Consider the following 16,202-nt stretch of genomic DNA (forward strand, 5'->3'; position numbering starts at 1 on the left):
GGCTGCGAGGCTACGGTCGGATCAGGCCGCAGGGCTGCGGACGGGTCGGGCCGCGTGGCTGCGGACGGGGCAGACCCCATGGCCACGTACAGGTCGGGCCGCGAGGCCGCGGACGGGTCGGGCCGCGAGGCTGCGGACGGGGCAGGCCGTACGACTGCGGACGGGTCAGGCCGCAAGGCTGTGCACCTTCCTTCGGCGCGTGGTGAGCGAGGAGAGGGAGACCGCGAGGGCCGCGAGCAGGCAGAGGGCGACGACCGGGGCGAGGGCGGCGACGGGGGCGCGCTCCACGTAGTCGGCGGACTCGTCGAGGAGGAGACCCCACTCCGGGGACGGCGGCTGGGCGCCGAGACCGAGGAAGCCGAGGGAGGCCAGCGCGAGCGCGATGCCGGGCAGCCGGAGGACCGCGTGCCGGGCTACGGGGCCCGCCACCGAAGGCAGCACATGGCGGGAGAGGACCCACCAGGAACCGGCGCCCAGGGCCCGCTGGGCCTGGAGGAAGGAGGCCGCCCGTACCTCGCCGGCCAGCGCCGACGCATGCGCGGCGAGCGGGGGCCAGGAGATCAGGGCGACAGCGAGGGCGGCGCCGCCGGTTCCCGGGCCGAGTACGGCGGCGGTGAGGATGCCGACGATCACCGGGGGCAGCGCGTTCGCCACGTCCGACAAGCCGGTGCCGGCACTCGGCAGGAAGCCGAGCGCGAGCCCGATCAGGTAGGAGAGGCCGCAGACCGCGAGCGCCGTGCCCACCGTGAACGCGGCGCCGTGCCCGAGGCGGGCGAGCACGTCACGGCCGAGGGCGTCGGTGCCGAACGGGTGGGCCCAGCCGGGGGAGGCCAGACGGAGGGCGGGGTCGACGGCGTAGGGGTCGCGGAGGAGACCCCAGCCGATGGTGACCGCGAGGATCGCGGCCAGGGCGACCGGGACGGCGGCGGGCACCCGTGCCGGACGGGGCGCGGAAAGCGTCAGGCCCGCGTCGCGCAGGCCGGGGCCGAGGAGCCGTCGGCGCAGCCAGGAGGAGAGGGCGCCCGCGAGCAGGCCGAGGGCGAGCAGGGCGAGGACCGCGCCCTGGAGGAGGGGCAGGTCCTGGTACTTGGCGGCGCCGAGTGCGGTCCGGCCGAGCCCGGGTATCGCGAAGATCGTCTCGACGGCGACCGCGCCGCCGGTCAGGCCGACGACGACCATGCCGAACTGGGGGACCAGGGGCGGGAGCACCCGCTTCAGGCCGGCCTTCGAGATCTGCGTACGGGACACCCCGGCCCCGCGCCACAGCTCCACCCAGCGCTCCTCAAGGACGGCCGGGAGCGCGTCCGCGACCAGCCGGCCGAGCAGCGCGCCGGCGGGGATGCCGAGGGCGAGGGCGGGCAGCACCATGTCCACGGGGCCGGTCCAGCCGGACGTCGGCAGCAGGCCGAGAAGCACACCGCACACGATCAACAGGGCGGTGGCCAGGAGGAATTCGGGGAGGGCGCCGAGCGCCGCGGCGATCACACCGGAGGTGCCGCGGCGGCGTACGAGCACGGGGATCACGAGCAGCGAGCCCAGGAGCAGCGCGACCGCGAGCGCCGCCCCCATCAGCGCCAGGGACACCTGAAGGCCGGAGAGGACCGCCGGCAGGACCTCGGCGCCGGTGACCCAGGACACCCCCAGGTCGCCCCGGACCACACCCGACGCCCACCGGCCGAGGAGGCCGAGCGGGCCCGCGTCCAGGCCCAGGTCGGCGCGGATCGCGGCCAACGCCTCCGGGGTCGCCTCCTGTTCGGCCGAGCGGGCACGGAGCAGGCCGAGTGCCGGGTCCTTGCCGGACAGCCAGGGGAGCAGCCCGACCAGAGCGGTCACCGCGAGCACCGCGACGGTCCGGACCGCTGCCACGCGGTACTTCGTCATGCCAGATCCGTGTCGATCGTGATCAGTTCGCGCTCCCGCGGGTCGTGCGCGACGCCGGTGACGCCCTTGGCGTCGCCCTGGATGACGCGCTCGTGCAGCATCGGCACGGCGGCGACGGTGGCGAGCACGGCCGCCTCGCCCTTCATCACGCCCCTGCGACGGGCCGTGCCCGACGGAGTGGCGCCCGCCGTGTCCAGGGCGGTGTCGACGCCGGCGTCGGCCAGTTGCGAGATGTTGAAGGAGCCGGCGGAGGCGAAGTCGCTGTACAGGTACGCCACCGGGTCGCCCGAGTCGAGCACGGTCGCCCGGGACAGGATGAACGCGTCGAAGGCGCCGTCCAGCGCGTCCGCCTCGATCTGGGCGTACTCCCTCACCTCCAGCTCCACCGTGAAGCCGGCCTTCTCCAGCTGCTGCTGCAAAAGCTGGGCCACTTCGGGGAGTTCGGCCCGGTCGGTGAAGGTGCCGAGGGTGATCCGCGCACCGGCCGGGGCGGTGGCCTTCGGGTACGTCACCTCGCCGCGCAGTTCGGCCGCCCAGGGGAGCGCGGGGCCGAGCAGGCCCCGGGCGAGGTCGGCGCGCTTCTCGTACACGCCGGTGACGAGCGCCTCGGCGTCGATGGCCGCGCGGGCGGCGGCCCGCAGCCCGGCCTTGCGGAAGGGGCCGGTCTCGGTGTTGAGGTACAGCGTGCAGGTGCGGGGCATCGGGACCTCGGTGATCAGGTCCTGGTCGAGGAGCGCGGCCTGCGAGACCGGGACGGCCTCCACGACGTCGGCCTCGCCGCTGCGCAGCGCCGCCGCGCGGGCCGTGCCGTCCGGCACGAACGTCACGTCGATCCCGGCGAGCCTGGCCCTGCCGCCCCAGTAGCCGTCGTAGCGGTCGAGGGTGGCCGCCGAGGTTCCGCGGACCCCGACCAGCTCGAAGGGGCCGGTGCCTGCGCCGACCGGGTCCACCGTCTTCCCGTTCCGGTACGCCTTCGCCGCCAGGATCGACAACTGGGGGGAGGAGAGGCGGTGCGGTACCAGAGGGTCCTCCTCGGCGGTGGTCACGGTGACCGTCCGGTCGCCCGTGGCCCGCACCGTCAGCTCCACGCCGTCCAGGATGCGCGGCTTGGGGGAGGCGATGGCGGCGCGCCGCAGCGACCGCACGACCGCCTGCGCGTCGAATGCCGTCCCGTCGTGGAAGGTCACCCCGTCCCGCAGGGTGAAGGTCCAGCTCTTCCCGTTCCGTTTCCACTCCGTCGCCAACGCGGGCTTCGGGTCGCCGTTCTCGTCCAGGACGACGAGGGTCTCGGCGGTCGACCAGCGCGAGAGCTTGAAGGCGTCGTCGGAGAGCGGGGAGAGAGCGGAGCGCGGCGGCTGCATCATCGCCACCCGGATCCGCCGACCGCCCGAACCGGCGGCCCGGCCCGTACCGGAGCCCTCGGGGAAGCATCCGGTCACAACGGCTCCCCCGGCACCGGCGGCGAGCGTGGCGAGCACCCCGCGGCGGGATATCCGGGGCGGGCGGGAGGTAGGGGGCACGGCGGATCCCTCGGCTACTCGAAGTGGAGAAAGGTAAGGAGAAGAGAAGGGCAAGCGCGAGGGACATTAGCATTATGACAATCGTTTTCAAAAACCGCTTCGCTGGTTGCCCCGTCGCCTCGCGCCCGCCGCTACAGGTCGCGGAAGGGGGCAGTGTCGGAGGTTCGCACTACAGTCCTCGCAGCTGACACGACGAGGAGGTGCGATGGCTGGGGGCAACTTCCACGACCGGGCGGACGAAGCGGCCCTGCTGTACGTGGTGCGACACGAGGAGTGGGATGCGCTCAAGGTCGGCGTCGTCGGTGAGGCTTCCCGCGAGGCCAGGCTGAGGGCCCACACGCGCCGGGGCTGGACGACCGAGACGGCGATCGAGTTCGGGACCGGACATCAGGCCCTGCAAGCCGAGCGCGCCGTACTGGCGTTCCTTCGGGAATGCGGAGCCACCGATCGACTGCCGCAGAGGGAGATGCCGCAGGGCGGGTACACGGAAACAGTCGTCCACGCCCGCCTCGTGGACCTGGGCAGTGACCTTCTCGTGGCGATCGCTCAAGCGGCCGCTCGCCGGAGAACGTCTCCTCACCCTGCTGGAGCTGGGTGAGGAGATGATCCGCCGGCTGGGGCCCTCCGAGCCGGAGGACGTGCTGGGACGGGCGCTCAGCGCCTCGTCTCGTACCTGGTCAGGAGGACGCCGCCGGGAAACGTCCGGGTCTCCACCAGGTTCAGGTTCACCCAGTTGTCCAGCGCGGTGAAGAACGGCGTGCCGCCGCCCACCAGGACCGGATGGGCGGCGATCACGTACTCGTCGATCAGCCCCGCCCGCATGGCCGCCGCGGCGAGCGTCGCGCCGCCGATGTCCATCGGGCCGCCGTCCTCCGCCTTGAGCCGGGTGATCTCGGCGACCGCGTCGCCGGTGACCAGGCGGGTGTTCCAGTCGACCTTGTCGATCGTCGAGGAGAACACCACCTTCGCCATGTCCCGCCAGCGGCGCGCGAACTCGATCTCCGCCGGGGTGGCGTCGGGCTGCTGGTCACCGGTCGGCCAGTAGGAGCTCATCGTCTGCCACAGCTTGCGCCCGTACAGCGTCAGGTCGGTCGCCTGCAACTGGTCGGACCAGAACTGGAACAGCTCGTCGCTCGGCTCGCTCCAACCGATGTCGTCGCCGGGCGCGGCGATGTAGCCGTCCAGGGTCAGGTTCATGCCGTAGATCAGTTTCCGCATGGTGCCGGCCTTCCGGGAGTCGGTCTCACGAGTACCGACCGGCGCGGCGCGGGAAACTCATCGGTGCGCGAAGCGGACGGTGCGGCCCTCCTTGTACACGGGCTGGACCTCTTGCTCCGTGCCCGCGGGCGCCGGCGCGGCGGCCGGCCGGATCGGCGGGTGGGGCGACGTCACGCAGGGGCGACGAGCGGCGGGTGTTCGAGCACGCGGGGCTTGTATTCGACCAGCTGGATGCGGCCGTCGAAGGTGCGGTGATCGGTCATCTCGAGGGCGACGTCCGGATAGCCGTCGTAGATGCGTTCCTCGCCCGTGGCCCCGGTGATCACCGGGAACATCACGAGCCGGAAGCGGTCGACGAGTCCGGCGCGCAGCAGGGACCGGCACAGGCTGAGGCTTCCGATGGTGCTGAGGAGGCCCGAGCCGTTCGCCTTCATGGCGCGGACCGTCTCGACGGCGTCGTCGCGGACGAGCGTGCAGTTGGCCCACGCCAGCGGCTCCTCGAGCGAGGAGGAGAACACCACCTTGGAGGCGCGGGTGAGCTCGTCGATGGACGCCTCCTCCTCGGGCCTGAACTCGTCCTGGCCGCCCGGGACCTCGCCTGCGGCGAAGCCCGACATCAGGCGGTAGGTGTTCGCCCCCATCAGGTAGGTGACCTCGGGCTGCTTGCCGAGCCACGCGAGGTATTCCGGGCCTTCGACGCCCCAGAACCCGGGCCATCCCTCTCCCGACGCGTAGCCGTCGAGGGTGGTGATGAAGTCGACGAGAAGCTCCGACATGACGGTGTCCTTTCCTAGGCCTCACCAGCTTGGACCGGCCGGGAGCCACGAACTCATCGGCCGCGCTGCGCACCGACGAGAAAACCCAGGACGCATCAGCCGATCAGGGGCGGAGCGGGCTGGCCGATGAGGCCGAGCGGTGTCGGTCGGCTGCACGGACTGCTCGAGTGACGCGCCGCGTCGGCGTGCTGTCAGAGGCGGACGGTGATCAGGGCGATGTCGTCGCGTGCGCCGCCGGCGACACCGAGGTGGGCCAGGACGGCGTCCGCGAGGCGTTCGGGGCTCAGGCCCGGGTGGCGGGTGAGAGCCTCGGTGAGCTGCCGCAGTCCGGCTTCGATGTCCTGGTCGCGGCGTTCGATGAGGCCGTCCGTGTACAGCACGAGGTGGTCGCCGGGGCTGTAGGGCAGGGCGGCCTGCGGGCGCGGGACGTGGTCGGGGCGAGCGCCGAGGGGTGGGTCGGTGGCCTGGTCCAGGAGGTCGCAGGTGCCGTCGGGGTGCAGAAGGACGGGTGGGGGGTGGCCGGCGCTGCTGTAGGCGATCTGTCGGCGGCTGGTGTCGATGACGGCCTGGACGGCGGTGGTGGCGAGCGCTCCTTCGACGGACCGGGCGTACAGGCCGAGCACCTCCAGTGACCGGGCCGGTTCTTGGAGGGCTCTGACGGCGGCGCTGAGTGCGCTGCGGAGCATGCCCATGACGGTGGCGGCTTCCAGGCCGTGGCCCACGACGTCTCCGACGGCGACGGCGAAGGCGCCGTCGGGCAGGTCGACGACGTCGTACCAGTCGCCGCACACGTTCAGCGAGCCGACCGCCGGCACGTAGCGGACGGCGATGTCGGGGTGCCGGTCCAGGTCGGGCGCATGGAGCATGGCTTCCTGCAGGGTGAGCGCGACCTGCCGTTCCCGGGCGTGCGCCTGCCGCAGCTCCTCGTTCAGGCGCTGCAGCTCCCGCGCCCGGGCATACAGTTCGGCCTCGATCAGCTCGGGCCTGCCCAAGGGTCCTCCTGCGGGGCCGGGCGGGCGGGAGCGGACGAAGTCGGTCACGTCCTCCACCCGGTGGATGATCCACGCCACCTGCCCGTCGGGCCCGAGGACGGGCGTGTTGATGGGCGACCACCACCGCTCCTCGAACGTCCAGGCGCGCGACGGGAGCGGGATGTCGTACTTCTGCACCGCCATCGTGTCGGGCTGCCTCGACTGCAGGACCCGGTGGAGCGAGGCGCTCAGGTTCCGCACGCCGTCCGCAGTGGCATCGGCCGGGTTGTCGGGGAAGGCGTCGAACACGTACTGGCCGACGAGGTCCTCCCGGCTCCGGCTGGTGGCCTGCAGGTACGCCTCGTTGACGTCGACGATCACCAGCGCTGGATCCAGCACCAGGTACGGGCTGGGCGTGACCATGAACAGCGCCCTGTAGTCGATGCTCGGTTCTGCAGGCAATCGGGCGGTTCCCTTCCTCTTCAAGGATGATTTTGCCCGTTCGGTCTGATTTTCGCCGGGGTGCCGGTGTCCCGGCGGCCTGCCAAGGTGAATGGGGTCCTGGGCAACGGGAGCGGAGGGTTCATGGGCACGATCGTCGTCGGCAACCGCGGACGCGGAGGGGTCGCCTCGCTCCTCCTGGGCTCGATCGGCCATGAGGTCGCGGCCGGCGCCACCACACCGGTGGTCGTCGTGCGCGGACGATCCGACGAGAGCGTGGCCCGCGCGCTCGCCGAGGCGTCCCGGTACGCGATCCTCGTCGTCGCCGGCGGACGGCGGTCGCCCGGCTACCTGGGACCGGCGCTCGGCAGGAGCACACTCGGGCTGTTGCAGCACTCCCACTGCCCCGTGGAACTCGTCCCGCGGCGTGGTCCCGGACGCGGAAGCACATCATGACCGTCCGAATGTCGGTGGGCAGCGTGGAAGGGGGGCGTCGTCACTGCAGGTCGAGGGGCGTCGTCACCGCAGGCTGAGCACCTCGGTCACGGGCCTGCGCGGTGTTGCCGCTCCTGCGGGGCCGTAGCCGAGCCGGAACACCATGTGGACGAAGCCGGTCGGGGCGCTCGGATCGCGGACGGAGGTGCGGAGCTCGGGCCATTCGAGGGGTTGTGACATCAGCGAGGTCGCCAGGCCGTCGAGGGTGGCCTGCAGCAGCACACGCTGCATCGCCTGGCCCGCTCGGAGCCAGTCCGCCGGGGAGTCCTCCACCGTGCCGAGCAGGGCAAGCTGGGGGTGTTCTTCGAACACGGCCGCGTCTCGGTCCGGCAGATGGCGCTGGGTGTCGAAGTCCCGGGCGGGGGCGCTCACGCCGTACTGCCGTGGACCGAGTGCGTCCGCCGGGATGCCCTCCGTGGCCGCCGCCTCACCAGAGTCGCCGGTGCGCGTCCAGGCGGCGATCTCCGCGCGCACGGCTTCGCCGGCGGCTTCGAGCATCTCGGCGTCGCGTACGAGTTCCATGACGGCGTCGGTGTGCCAGGCGCCCGGGGTGATCAGCCGGCAGCCCTCCAGCAGCGCGGCCGCGCGGAGCCCGTCGAGAACGGGCCCGGGAATCCGCTCGTCGGAGAAGGGGAAGCGGCTGGTGTGCCGCCGCCGTACAGCGGGGTGGAGGTCGGCGAGATCGCGGTCCACGCCGTCGGTGTGCCGGAGCCGTACGTCGGCCAGGTGCCAGGGGTCGCCGGGGTCGGGAAGCAGGTGGGTGTCGCTGGTCCAGCCGTGGTGGGCGGCTGCCACGCGCAGGTTGAACAGGGCGGCGCCGCAGCCGAGGTGCAGGGCGCGGTTGTCAGGGTCGGCGACAGGCAGCACGCGCTCGGCATCGCCGTACAGCGCGACAGTGCGGCCGCCGGTGCGATGGACGAACCGCCACGGCTGGGCGTTGTGCATGGACGGGGCTGTCACGGCGTCCTCGACGAGCGACGTCACGAACGCGGCATCAAGGTCTCTGGGCGACACGGTCCGTCCCGTCTGTTCGTGATCGCCGCGGAGGAGCGGGCCTCGGCGGCGATCCTGCCGGCAGGCAGCAGCGTGCGAAGGCAGGGTCCGCGCATCAGGCGACGGGCCCGTCGGACATCTGCGCTCCTGGGTTCGTTCGGTTCTTCACAGCGTTCGGTTCTTCACAGCCCCTATCGGCATTGTCCCAGTGCAGGCCGTGCTCCACCTGTCGGAAGGGCTCGGTGGGGTGCGTTCACGGCCCGTCGTCGCCGCGCTCCCTGAGCAAGGTGGCCGTCACGCGCAGGACGTGCGGGTGTCCGAAGAACGCGGCCAGGGGTTGCGGGCAGTCGAGCGGGGCGTCGCCGTGGCCGATGCTGTCGTGCGACGGCTCCGGGGCCGGCGGTGGCGGTGGCACGCTCTGTGCCGCGCGTGCCCGGGCCAGGGCGCAGCGCAGTACGACGGCCTCGGTGGCGGCCGCCAGCTCCGTACCGCTGAAGCCGTGCGCGCGCAGCGCCTCCCGGGCCGCCGCCTCGACGTCGGTGCTGCGGAACGGGTCGAGGGCGAGGACCGCGTCACTGATCTCGACCGCGTAGCGGTACAGCATGAGTTCGGGGTCCGCGCGCAGCATGGGCGGAAGGGGCAGGACGACTTCCGGTACGGCTTCGGTCAGCGTCCGCCACAGCGGTTCGAGGCGGCGCAGTCGGCGGCGGTCGGAGCGGGCGCGGTGCAGGCCCGCCAGCGCCGGCCAGGCGATCCCCGTGCCGGCCAGCAGAAGGGAGCCGACCAGCAGGGCCTGCGTCGTGGGCACGACGACGGCTTCCTGGAACAGCGGGATTCCCGAGTCCCGCAGGGCCAGGTAGAGACACCGGTGCACGACGTAGGCGAGGGCTGTCAGAGCACCCGCGCCGATCAGGTTGAGGGAGGTCCGCAGGGGCCCCGGCGGGGCCTGCCGGTGGTGCCGCAGGCACAGCACCCCCACCGTCGCCACCCCCAGGATCACGTAGCCGAGGAACACCGACCAGTAGACGGTGTGGGCGGTCGAACGGCCCGTGGTCAGGAAGTACTGCTCGCCGCTCGGGCGCGGTGTCAGGAAGAAGGCCGCGCACATCGTGGCCGCGACCGCGGGAAGCGGCAGCCAGGAGCCGGTCCGGCGCCTCGGAGCGCCCTTCGCCGCGAGGGACATCCGACGGACGAAACCGGTCAGGCAGGCGATCGCCGACATGCCCAGGAGATGGCTGAGGAGGTTGGTGATGCTCTGCATCCCGGTCACCTCGTCGATCGCGCGGCGCGCTACGGGGACGCCGACGGTGACCGACAGGGTGACCAGGGCGATGACTCCGGCGATGAGCCGGGAGGGCGCGGACTCGGGTGCGCCGCGGCTGCGCAGCGCCCGGCGGGCGGTGTGCGCCGTCAGCGACCACAAGGGAACGAGCAGCACGACCTCGTACGGCCGGATCGCCGTCATCGGGGACGCGAGGGGCCGAGGGCGCGGGCCAGCTGCTCCAGGAGCCCGGAGCCGTGTGCGCTGCCTGGGATGCTCCGCGACGCACGGTCGGACGCCCGCCGATGGATCAGCGTGGCCATCAACTCGGCCTTCTGCTCCTGCAGTTCGGTGTAGTCCGTACGGCCGCGGGCGAGCAGCCTGCGGACCATGGCGGGGTCGAGACCGGGGAACAGGATCTCCACCTCCGGACGGTCGTCGACGCCGCTGCCGTCGGAGTCCGTCGTGTGGTCCAGCAGCAGGTGCGAGAGCTCGTGCAGGATGATGTGCCGCTGGTGGAAGGCGCTGGTGGCCGTCTCGTAGAAGATGTGGTCGCCGTCGGCGAGGCCGACCCACAGTCCGCACAGGCCGGCGGCCGCCCCGGCCTGCCTCGGCAGCGGCGACAGGGTCAGCCGCCTGCCGCGCTGCCGCTCGATGGCGGCGCACAGCGCGTCGATCGTCAGGGGCTGTGCGGGTTCGAGCGGGAGGCCGTCCAGGACGGCGTCGCAGTGGGCACGGAAGTCGGCCCAGGAATCCGCCCGCGACGAATCAGCCCCCATCGTTCTCCCCCGCCCCTCGACGATGTGCCGGGTGATCATAGCTCGCGGGGCAGATGGACTACTTCGTTCCGCCGTCGTGCCGTCGTTGCTGGTCGGCGGCGCGTTCGACGAGGCCGCGCACCACGTCCAGGCCGTGGGCGGAGGACGTGGCCACCGCCGCCGCGCGCAGGGCCACCGTCCTGACGTCGTTCTCGCGCATCGCCTTGATGAGGGCGAGTTGGGCCATCGTCTGCTCGGCGACGGCGTCGTCGACGAAGTAGCCGACCGGCACACCGAAGAAGGAGGCGAGCGCGCGCAGCGTGCCGACGGTGGGGTTGGGCGCCTTCGCGTTCATCAGCATCGACAGCCGGCCCACCGAGAGCGAGACCCCTCCCGGTTCCTCGACCGCCTTGATGCCGTCGACGACCTCCTGCAACGTGTGGCGTCGGCCCAGCGGCTGCACATGCTCGAAGAGGTAGTCGAGCCGGGCGGCCAGCCGCTGCCCCTCGGTCTCACTCACGATTGCTCGCCTCTCGTCGCCCGCTGCCGTCCGGGCATTATGCCGTCCGCCGGGGGTGCCGGAGTCGGGGCGGGGCTTGGCAGAACATTTAGGTGAAGAGACGGCCTTCGCCGCGCGGGGTCGAGCCTGCAACAGGCGTTCACGCCAAGCTGCGTGACGTGATCTCAGATCCCAACTCTGTTCACTTAAGTGAAAACTGTTGCTAGTGTCGCGGTGGTCGGTCGCCCTGGCTCAGTCAGAGGCCCGACAGCTGCTTCATGACGTCATTGCCGATGGGCAACGCCTTCATCAACGGGAGAGATCATGAACGGAACACTCGGCAAGCTCGGGAAGCTCGCGGCCGTGGCCGCCGCGACGACGGCGGTCGTGACGCTCGCGGGGAGCCCGGCGAGCGCGGCCAGCGCGGCGTACAACACGCGCAGCGTGTGGCTGGACGGCATCCCCCGGGCGTCCGACGCCGACGCGTGCGTCACCAGGACCATCGCCCTGGCGAGCGGTACCTACACGTGGACGCAGATCTTCGGCACCAGCCGCACCCCGACCCGCACCATCTACCTGGCCGCGGACACGTACACCTGGAGGGACTGCATCCGTGCCTACGACGGCTACTACAAGCAGACGTCCACCCTGCTCAAGCCCGGTGAGGGCGCGGCGTATCTCAACGACCCCAACCCGCTCCACCTCTCCGCCGGCACGTACAACTTCGGCTCGATGCTCGACCCGCACTTCTGATCGACCCCCGGGGCCTGAGCGGGCCGCACGTGCGGACGCTCGGGCCCCGGCGGGCACATCACCCGTGGGTGTGATTCCGGCGGGAGGTCGGTGTGTCCGGCGCTGCGGGCGGCTAGCACGGAGCAGTGATCAGAAACCTGCGGAGCGCCGTCTGCGCGCTCGTCCTCACCGTCTCGGCGGCCGCGCCCGCCGCCGCACAGCAACCTGCGGCTGCCGAGCAGTCGGCCCCTCGGGCCTCCGTCTCCCGTGCCGCGCAGCATTGCGCGCTCCTGGACAGCGACAGCATCTCCAACTACCGGGTCCGGCTCTGGCGCTGCATCAAGGACGAGGAGCCGAACACGCCCTGGTACCACGCGGACATGCTGGCCAACCCGGGGACCAATCCGATCCAGCCCAGCGAGTCGGTCGAGATCCTCGACGGTGACGGCCACGTGCATCACTCGGTCTCCGCGCAAGGGGGTGAGCGTGGTCTGAACACCCCGGCGATCTGGAGCCACAACGGCGCCCAGGCGTGTATGTGGGTACACGTCAACGAATGGCAGCACGTGTGCACCGGCGTGCAGGGGTGAACCTGCTGGACCAGCGCGGTGGGAACGCCCGAGGGCGTTCCCGCCGCACCAGCGGCCGGCGGGCAGCGGCAGAGCCGTTCTCCGAGGGCAGGGTGTCGCCACGGGTCACTGCGGCGCCAGACCGCTGACGGCGGCGATCAGCAGGGCGACCGGCTGGGCGACATCGGCCGCGCCCGCCACCAGGGCGCGCAACCGCTCCAGCCGGCTCGGCACGCGGCCGTCCGGGTCGCCGGCTGCCAGGTCGTCCCGCACCGCGTGGACGAGCGTCGCCGCCTCCTGCCGGTCGGCGTCGGACAGGTCCGTGCTCGTCAGCACCGATCGCAGCGCCCGAGCCAGTTCGGCAGCGCCGGGGCCGGTGCGGTGATCGTTCTGGAAGTCGGTGACGACCGTGTCCACCGGCTGGTTGATGAACGTGGTCCGGCCGTTGAAGTGGAAGTTGTTCTGCGTCACTACGCGGGTCTCCTCGGCAGCCTTGATGACGATCTCGTTCAGTTCTCGGTTGATGCCGGGAGCGGCGGCGAGGACGCGGTCCAGCGCCGCGACGCCCTCCGGCGTGCCCGCGGGCAGCGCGCGTACCTGGTCCAGGGGAGAGCCGCCTCGGCCGTCACGCTTCGACGGGCCGCCCAGCAGGTCGAGCGCCCGTGCGCGCGCCTCTTCACGTTCCGGCGTCCCTTCGGGCCACTGCTCCGCAGCACGGAAGGCGGCGTCCGCCAGGGGAAGCGCTCGCTGGATGCCCGTGGCGTCCTCCACGGCCGTGTCCCGGAACCCCGGAGCGCCGGGGCGGACCGCCGCGTGCACGCGGGAGAACAGGCGCCGCAGATAGACGGGGCTGGTCGAGGCCAGGGGGAACACCGCCTTCTGCGGGTCCTGGACGTGGTGGAACAACACCAGGCAGGGGAGCTGATCGACGGCCACGCCCAGCTCCCGCGCCAGGTCGTAGACGCGGTGACGCTCGTACGGCTTCCACCGCAGCCAGCGAAGGGCGGCGAACGTGCGGTACAGCTCGGGGTCGAGGGAGTCGCGCCAGTAGCGCTTCGCGGTACGCCAGGACTCCGGGCGTTCCACGACGAAGACGCGCAGGTCGGGGCCTGTCAGCGCGTTGAGTTCGTCGAAGTGCTCCCGGACGTAGCGGGCGAGCCCGGCATCGGCGTCGGTGTAGAGCAACGCACCCCACAACCCCGGCCGTTCGTCGCTCGACGCGGCAGCGGCCTGGAGGATCGCCAGCATGTCCTGCGGACGCGGCACGGGGCCCAGGGAGTAGCTGTGCCGCAGCTCGTGCAGGATGCACAGGACGACGACGTCCCCCGACACGAGGCCGGATCCCCGGACCGTCTCCCGGGGGTCCAGTGCCAGACCGGCGAACAGGTCGGCCAGCCAGATGCGTTCGACAGGGGCGGCACCCCCGTCTTCCGGAAGGGCGAGACCGCGCTCCCGGGCCATGCGCAGCAAGCGGTCCTGCAGGGCGGCGACGGTCTCGTCCGGCATCACGTCGAACTCGACGTACTCCGCGAAGACCTGATCGTGGACGCGCTGCCAGCGGTGCGGCGGCAGGGCGGCCACGTCCGGCTGGGCCGGCAGTCCGATGCCGCCGTGCAGCATCCAGTGGTCGGGGAGCTCCCTCGCCATGTGCTGGCCCTCGAGGGCCGTGACGAGGGCGCGGACGAGGCCGCGTTCGGAGACGCCCGTGAACCGGTCGCCTTCCAGGACGGTCAGCAACAGGCGCATGGCTCGGCTCTCCTCTGCCACTCGGACCACCCCCGTGGTGACGCCGCCCGTCCCAGGGCTCTCCTGGGTTCTCCGTCGGCGCGCGCCACGGTTGCCGATCTTCCTCATCCGACGTCACCGCCGCAGCCGGATGGTGCCGGATCACCCGCACGGGGGAGGGGACTCGGCACGCACGCCGGTCCCCTGGTCCCCCGGAACGGGCTCTAGGAGCGCTGCTCGGCCCGGACGCCTTCGGCGATGCGCTTGCCCACCGTCGGGTCGATGTTGCTCCAGTACGTGAAGGCGCGCTCCAGGACCGGCTCGCTCACGCCCTCCAGGAGGTGGCCGACGACGTTGTCCACGAGGCGGTCGCGTGCCGCGTCGTCCATGACGTCGCGTACGAGGGTGCCCGGCTGGCCCCAGTCGTCGTCCTCCGGGTGCGAGACGTAGGCCGCCCGGGTGATCTCGCCGTCGGCGGTCCAGCTCGGGGGACTCCCGTAGCGCTCGGTGTCGGCGGCCGGCCCGCCCTTGGAGTTCGGGGCGTAGACCGGGTCGGAGGTCTTCCGGTACGCCATCGCCCCGTCCTTGGAGTACGTGTGGACGTCCACGACGGGCGCGTTCACCGGGAGCTGCTGGTAGTTCGTCCCGAGGCGGGCCCGGTGGGCGTCCGCGTACGAGAACAGCCGCGCGAGCAGCATGCGGTCCGGGCTGGGCCCGATACCGGGCACGAAGTTGTTCGGCTGGAACGCGGCCTGCTCGATCTCCGCGTGGTTGTCGGTCGGGTTGCGGTCCAGCGTCATCCGGCCCACCGGGATGAGCGGGTAGTCGCCGTGCGGCCAGACCTTGGTCAGGTCGAACGGGTTGAACCGGTACGTCGCCGCCTCCTCGTACGGCATGACCTGCACGTGCAGCGTCCACGACGGGAAGTCGCCGTCCCGGATGTGCTCGAACAGGTCCCGCATGTGGAAGTCCGAATCGGCGCCGGCCATCCGGTCGGCCTCGTCCTGGGTGAGGAACTCGATCCCCTGGTCGGTCTTGAAGTGGTACTTCACCCAGAACCGCTCGCCGGAGGCGTTGATCCACATGTACGTGTGGGAGGTGTATCCGTTCATGTGGCGCCACGTGCGAGGGATGCCGCGGTCGCCCATCAGCCACGTCACCTGGTGCGCGGACTCCGGCGAGAGCGTCCAGAAGTCCCACTGCATGTCGTGGTCGCGGAGATTGCTGTCGGCACGGCGCTTCTGGGACCGGATGAAGTGCTGGAACTTCAACGGGTCCTTGACGAAGAACACCGGCGTGTTGTTGCCGACCATGTCGTAGTTGCCCTGGGAGGTGTAGAACTTCACCGCGAAGCCGCGCGGGTCGCGCCACGTGTCCGGGCTGCCGCGCTCGCCGGCCACCGTGGAGAAGCGCGCGACCAGGTCGGTACGGGTTCCCGGCTGGAACAGCGCGGCCTTCGTGTACCGGCTGACGTCGTGGGTGACCTCGAAACGGCCGAACGCGCCGCTGCCCTTGGCGTGCGGCTGACGCTCCGGGATGCGCTCCCGGTTGAACTGCGCCATCTGCTCGATCAGATAGGCGTCCTGGAGGAGGATCGGGCCGCCCGGCCCCACGGTGAGCGAGTGCTCGTCGCTCTCTGCCGGGGCGCCGGAGTCGGTGGTCGTAGCGGGTCGGCTCTCCGTCATCACTCTGCCCTTTCGTCGTGCACGACCAACCCACCTTCCGCCGCTTCCGCCGAAGCCGCCACCTGACCGGACGCCGACCGGCTCGATCCCGCCGGGTTGCGCGCGCACGGCGGGCGGGGATCATGGAGTGAGGGCGGCGAGGTCTCCTGGTGCGTCGGTTGCGCCGGAGCGAGGGGAGTTCCCCATGACGGAGACGGAGCCGTGGGGCGACGACGTCTACCAGCCCGACGGCAGCGAGGTCCAGGACGACACGGGCGTCCTGGACTACGAGGACACCCTCGTCGGACCCGGGGGCGACCCCCTCGACGAGGGGTATTCACCGCCGGAGCGGCCCCTCGGGGTCGAGCGGAAGGGCGTGACCGCGGCCGAGCGGGTACGCGGAGAGTCCCTGGACGAGCGCCTCGCGAAGGAGGAGCCCGATCTCGCCGTCCCCGACGGCGACGGAATCGGCGACGCCACGGACACCGACGGCGAGCTCCTGGACGACCAGGTCGGCAGCAGGCGCGCCGGCCGCCTCATGTCCGAGGACCACGGGACCGGGCCCGTCGTCTCGGAACTGAACGCCCACGACGTGGGCATCGACGGCGGCGCGGCGTCCGCCGAAGAGGCCGCGATGCACATCGTCGACGAGGAGTGAGCCCGGCCCGGGACGACACCCGCTCGACCAGGCCCGGAACA

Annotated in this window: 16 protein-coding genes; 5 read left to right on the forward strand and 11 right to left on the reverse strand. The window is 71.8% G+C overall.

Annotated elements, in window-relative coordinates; genetic code table 11:
- Positions 1–165: 165 nt before the first annotated feature.
- Together ACNJ93_RS29630 and ACNJ93_RS29635 are read right to left on the reverse strand one after the other, a co-directional pair.
- A complete protein-coding gene (locus ACNJ93_RS29630) occupies positions 166–1,881 on the reverse strand; it encodes an ABC transporter permease subunit (RefSeq protein ID WP_418960527.1) in 1,716 nt (571 codons plus the stop codon).
- Positions 1,878–3,320: an ABC transporter substrate-binding protein gene (locus tag ACNJ93_RS29635; protein ID WP_418960528.1), complete on the reverse strand. Its 1,443-nt coding sequence runs from the start codon at positions 3,318–3,320 to the stop codon at positions 1,878–1,880. Before ACNJ93_RS29635 ends, ACNJ93_RS29630 begins: the two co-directional genes overlap by 4 nt.
- A gap of 286 nt (positions 3,321–3,606) precedes the next feature.
- On the opposite strand from ACNJ93_RS29635, the gene ACNJ93_RS29640 reads away from it, so the two are divergent.
- A complete protein-coding gene (locus ACNJ93_RS29640; RefSeq protein ID WP_418960529.1) occupies positions 3,607–3,999 on the forward strand; it encodes a hypothetical protein in 393 nt (130 codons plus the stop codon).
- A gap of 56 nt (positions 4,000–4,055) precedes the next feature.
- Here the strand turns inward: ACNJ93_RS29640 and ACNJ93_RS29645 are convergent, their stop codons facing one another.
- The 3 genes from ACNJ93_RS29645 to ACNJ93_RS29655 all read right to left on the reverse strand — a co-directional run bounded on the left by ACNJ93_RS29645 (position 4,056) and on the right by ACNJ93_RS29655 (position 6,789).
- Positions 4,056–4,619 (reverse strand): dihydrofolate reductase family protein, encoded by a 564-nt coding sequence (locus tag ACNJ93_RS29645; protein WP_418960530.1) that lies wholly within the window; start codon positions 4,617–4,619, stop codon positions 4,056–4,058.
- 170 nt (positions 4,620–4,789) lie between these two features.
- A complete protein-coding gene (locus ACNJ93_RS29650) occupies positions 4,790–5,395 on the reverse strand; it encodes a dihydrofolate reductase family protein (protein WP_418960531.1) in 606 nt (201 codons plus the stop codon).
- A 191-nt stretch (positions 5,396–5,586) separates the two neighbouring features.
- Positions 5,587–6,789, reverse strand: coding sequence for a PP2C family protein-serine/threonine phosphatase (locus tag ACNJ93_RS29655; protein ID WP_418961575.1), 1,203 nt, complete (start codon positions 6,787–6,789; stop codon positions 5,587–5,589).
- A gap of 162 nt (positions 6,790–6,951) precedes the next feature.
- Here ACNJ93_RS29655 and ACNJ93_RS29660 point away from each other — a divergent pair, with 162 nt between their 5' ends.
- On the forward strand, positions 6,952–7,263 hold the full coding sequence (locus ACNJ93_RS29660) for a universal stress protein (protein WP_418960532.1): 312 nt from the start codon (positions 6,952–6,954) through the stop codon (positions 7,261–7,263).
- A 63-nt stretch (positions 7,264–7,326) separates the two neighbouring features.
- Here ACNJ93_RS29660 and ACNJ93_RS29665 read toward each other — a convergent pair whose 3' ends face one another.
- The 4 genes from ACNJ93_RS29665 to ACNJ93_RS29680 form a co-directional block, all read right to left on the reverse strand.
- A complete protein-coding gene (locus ACNJ93_RS29665; protein WP_418960533.1) occupies positions 7,327–8,286 on the reverse strand; it encodes an Acg family FMN-binding oxidoreductase in 960 nt (319 codons plus the stop codon).
- 262 nt (positions 8,287–8,548) lie between these two features.
- Positions 8,549–9,760, reverse strand: a complete 1,212-nt coding sequence (locus ACNJ93_RS29670) for an MAB_1171c family putative transporter (protein ID WP_418960534.1) — start codon at positions 9,758–9,760, stop codon at positions 8,549–8,551.
- Complete coding sequence (locus tag ACNJ93_RS29675) at positions 9,757–10,335, reverse strand: ImmA/IrrE family metallo-endopeptidase (protein WP_418960535.1); 579 nt, start codon at positions 10,333–10,335, stop codon at positions 9,757–9,759. The genes ACNJ93_RS29670 and ACNJ93_RS29675 overlap by 4 nt, the downstream gene beginning before the upstream one ends.
- 58 nt (positions 10,336–10,393) lie before the next feature.
- Positions 10,394–10,834: a hypothetical protein gene (locus tag ACNJ93_RS29680; protein WP_418960536.1), complete on the reverse strand. Its 441-nt coding sequence runs from the start codon at positions 10,832–10,834 to the stop codon at positions 10,394–10,396.
- Positions 10,835–11,137: 303 nt separating this feature from the next.
- Here ACNJ93_RS29680 and ACNJ93_RS29685 point away from each other — a divergent pair, with 303 nt between their 5' ends.
- Both ACNJ93_RS29685 and ACNJ93_RS29690 read left to right on the forward strand, forming a co-directional pair.
- Positions 11,138–11,566, forward strand: a complete 429-nt coding sequence (locus ACNJ93_RS29685) for a hypothetical protein (RefSeq protein WP_418960537.1) — start codon at positions 11,138–11,140, stop codon at positions 11,564–11,566.
- A gap of 125 nt (positions 11,567–11,691) precedes the next feature.
- The gene (locus ACNJ93_RS29690; RefSeq protein ID WP_418960538.1) at positions 11,692–12,135 is read left to right on the forward strand and encodes a hypothetical protein; all 444 of its coding nucleotides are present in this window, start codon (positions 11,692–11,694) and stop codon (positions 12,133–12,135) included.
- A 105-nt stretch (positions 12,136–12,240) separates the two neighbouring features.
- Here the strand turns inward: ACNJ93_RS29690 and ACNJ93_RS29695 are convergent, their stop codons facing one another.
- Together ACNJ93_RS29695 and ACNJ93_RS29700 are read right to left on the reverse strand one after the other, a co-directional pair.
- Entirely contained in the window at positions 12,241–13,860 is a 1,620-nt protein-coding gene (locus tag ACNJ93_RS29695) for a hypothetical protein (RefSeq protein ID WP_418960539.1), read from the reverse strand.
- A gap of 203 nt (positions 13,861–14,063) precedes the next feature.
- Positions 14,064–15,524, reverse strand: a complete 1,461-nt coding sequence (locus ACNJ93_RS29700; RefSeq protein ID WP_418960540.1) for a catalase — start codon at positions 15,522–15,524, stop codon at positions 14,064–14,066.
- 184 nt (positions 15,525–15,708) lie between these two features.
- Here ACNJ93_RS29700 and ACNJ93_RS29705 point away from each other — a divergent pair, with 184 nt between their 5' ends.
- Positions 15,709–16,161, forward strand: a complete 453-nt coding sequence (locus ACNJ93_RS29705) for a DUF5709 domain-containing protein (protein WP_418960541.1) — start codon at positions 15,709–15,711, stop codon at positions 16,159–16,161.
- The last annotated feature ends 41 nt before the right edge of the window (positions 16,162–16,202 follow it).

It is taken from the genome of Streptomyces tritici, from assembly GCF_048500665.1.
Classification (GTDB): Bacteria; Actinomycetota; Actinomycetes; order Streptomycetales; family Streptomycetaceae; genus Streptomyces; species Streptomyces tritici.

Bases quoted from the DNA above. Each gene is read 5' to 3' on its own strand.
- ACNJ93_RS29630 (WP_418960527.1), bottom strand. From the start codon at position 1,881: ATGACGAAGTACCGCGTGGCAGCGGTCCGGACCGTCGCGGTGCTCGCG.
- ACNJ93_RS29640 (WP_418960529.1), top strand. From the start codon at position 3,607: ATGGCTGGGGGCAACTTCCACGACCGGGCGGACGAAGCGGCCCTGCTG.
- ACNJ93_RS29645 (WP_418960530.1), bottom strand. From the start codon at position 4,619: ATGCGGAAACTGATCTACGGCATGAACCTGACCCTGGACGGCTACATC.
- ACNJ93_RS29650 (WP_418960531.1), bottom strand. From the start codon at position 5,395: ATGTCGGAGCTTCTCGTCGACTTCATCACCACCCTCGACGGCTACGCG.
- ACNJ93_RS29655 (WP_418961575.1), bottom strand. From the start codon at position 6,789: ATGGTCACGCCCAGCCCGTACCTGGTGCTGGATCCAGCGCTGGTGATC.
- ACNJ93_RS29660 (WP_418960532.1), top strand. From the start codon at position 6,952: ATGGGCACGATCGTCGTCGGCAACCGCGGACGCGGAGGGGTCGCCTCG.
- ACNJ93_RS29670 (WP_418960534.1), bottom strand. From the start codon at position 9,760: ATGACGGCGATCCGGCCGTACGAGGTCGTGCTGCTCGTTCCCTTGTGG.
- ACNJ93_RS29675 (WP_418960535.1), bottom strand. From the start codon at position 10,335: ATGGGGGCTGATTCGTCGCGGGCGGATTCCTGGGCCGACTTCCGTGCC.
- ACNJ93_RS29685 (WP_418960537.1), top strand. From the start codon at position 11,138: ATGAACGGAACACTCGGCAAGCTCGGGAAGCTCGCGGCCGTGGCCGCC.
- ACNJ93_RS29695 (WP_418960539.1), bottom strand. From the start codon at position 13,860: ATGCGCCTGTTGCTGACCGTCCTGGAAGGCGACCGGTTCACGGGCGTC.
- ACNJ93_RS29700 (WP_418960540.1), bottom strand. From the start codon at position 15,524: ATGACGGAGAGCCGACCCGCTACGACCACCGACTCCGGCGCCCCGGCA.
- ACNJ93_RS29705 (WP_418960541.1), top strand. From the start codon at position 15,709: ATGACGGAGACGGAGCCGTGGGGCGACGACGTCTACCAGCCCGACGGC.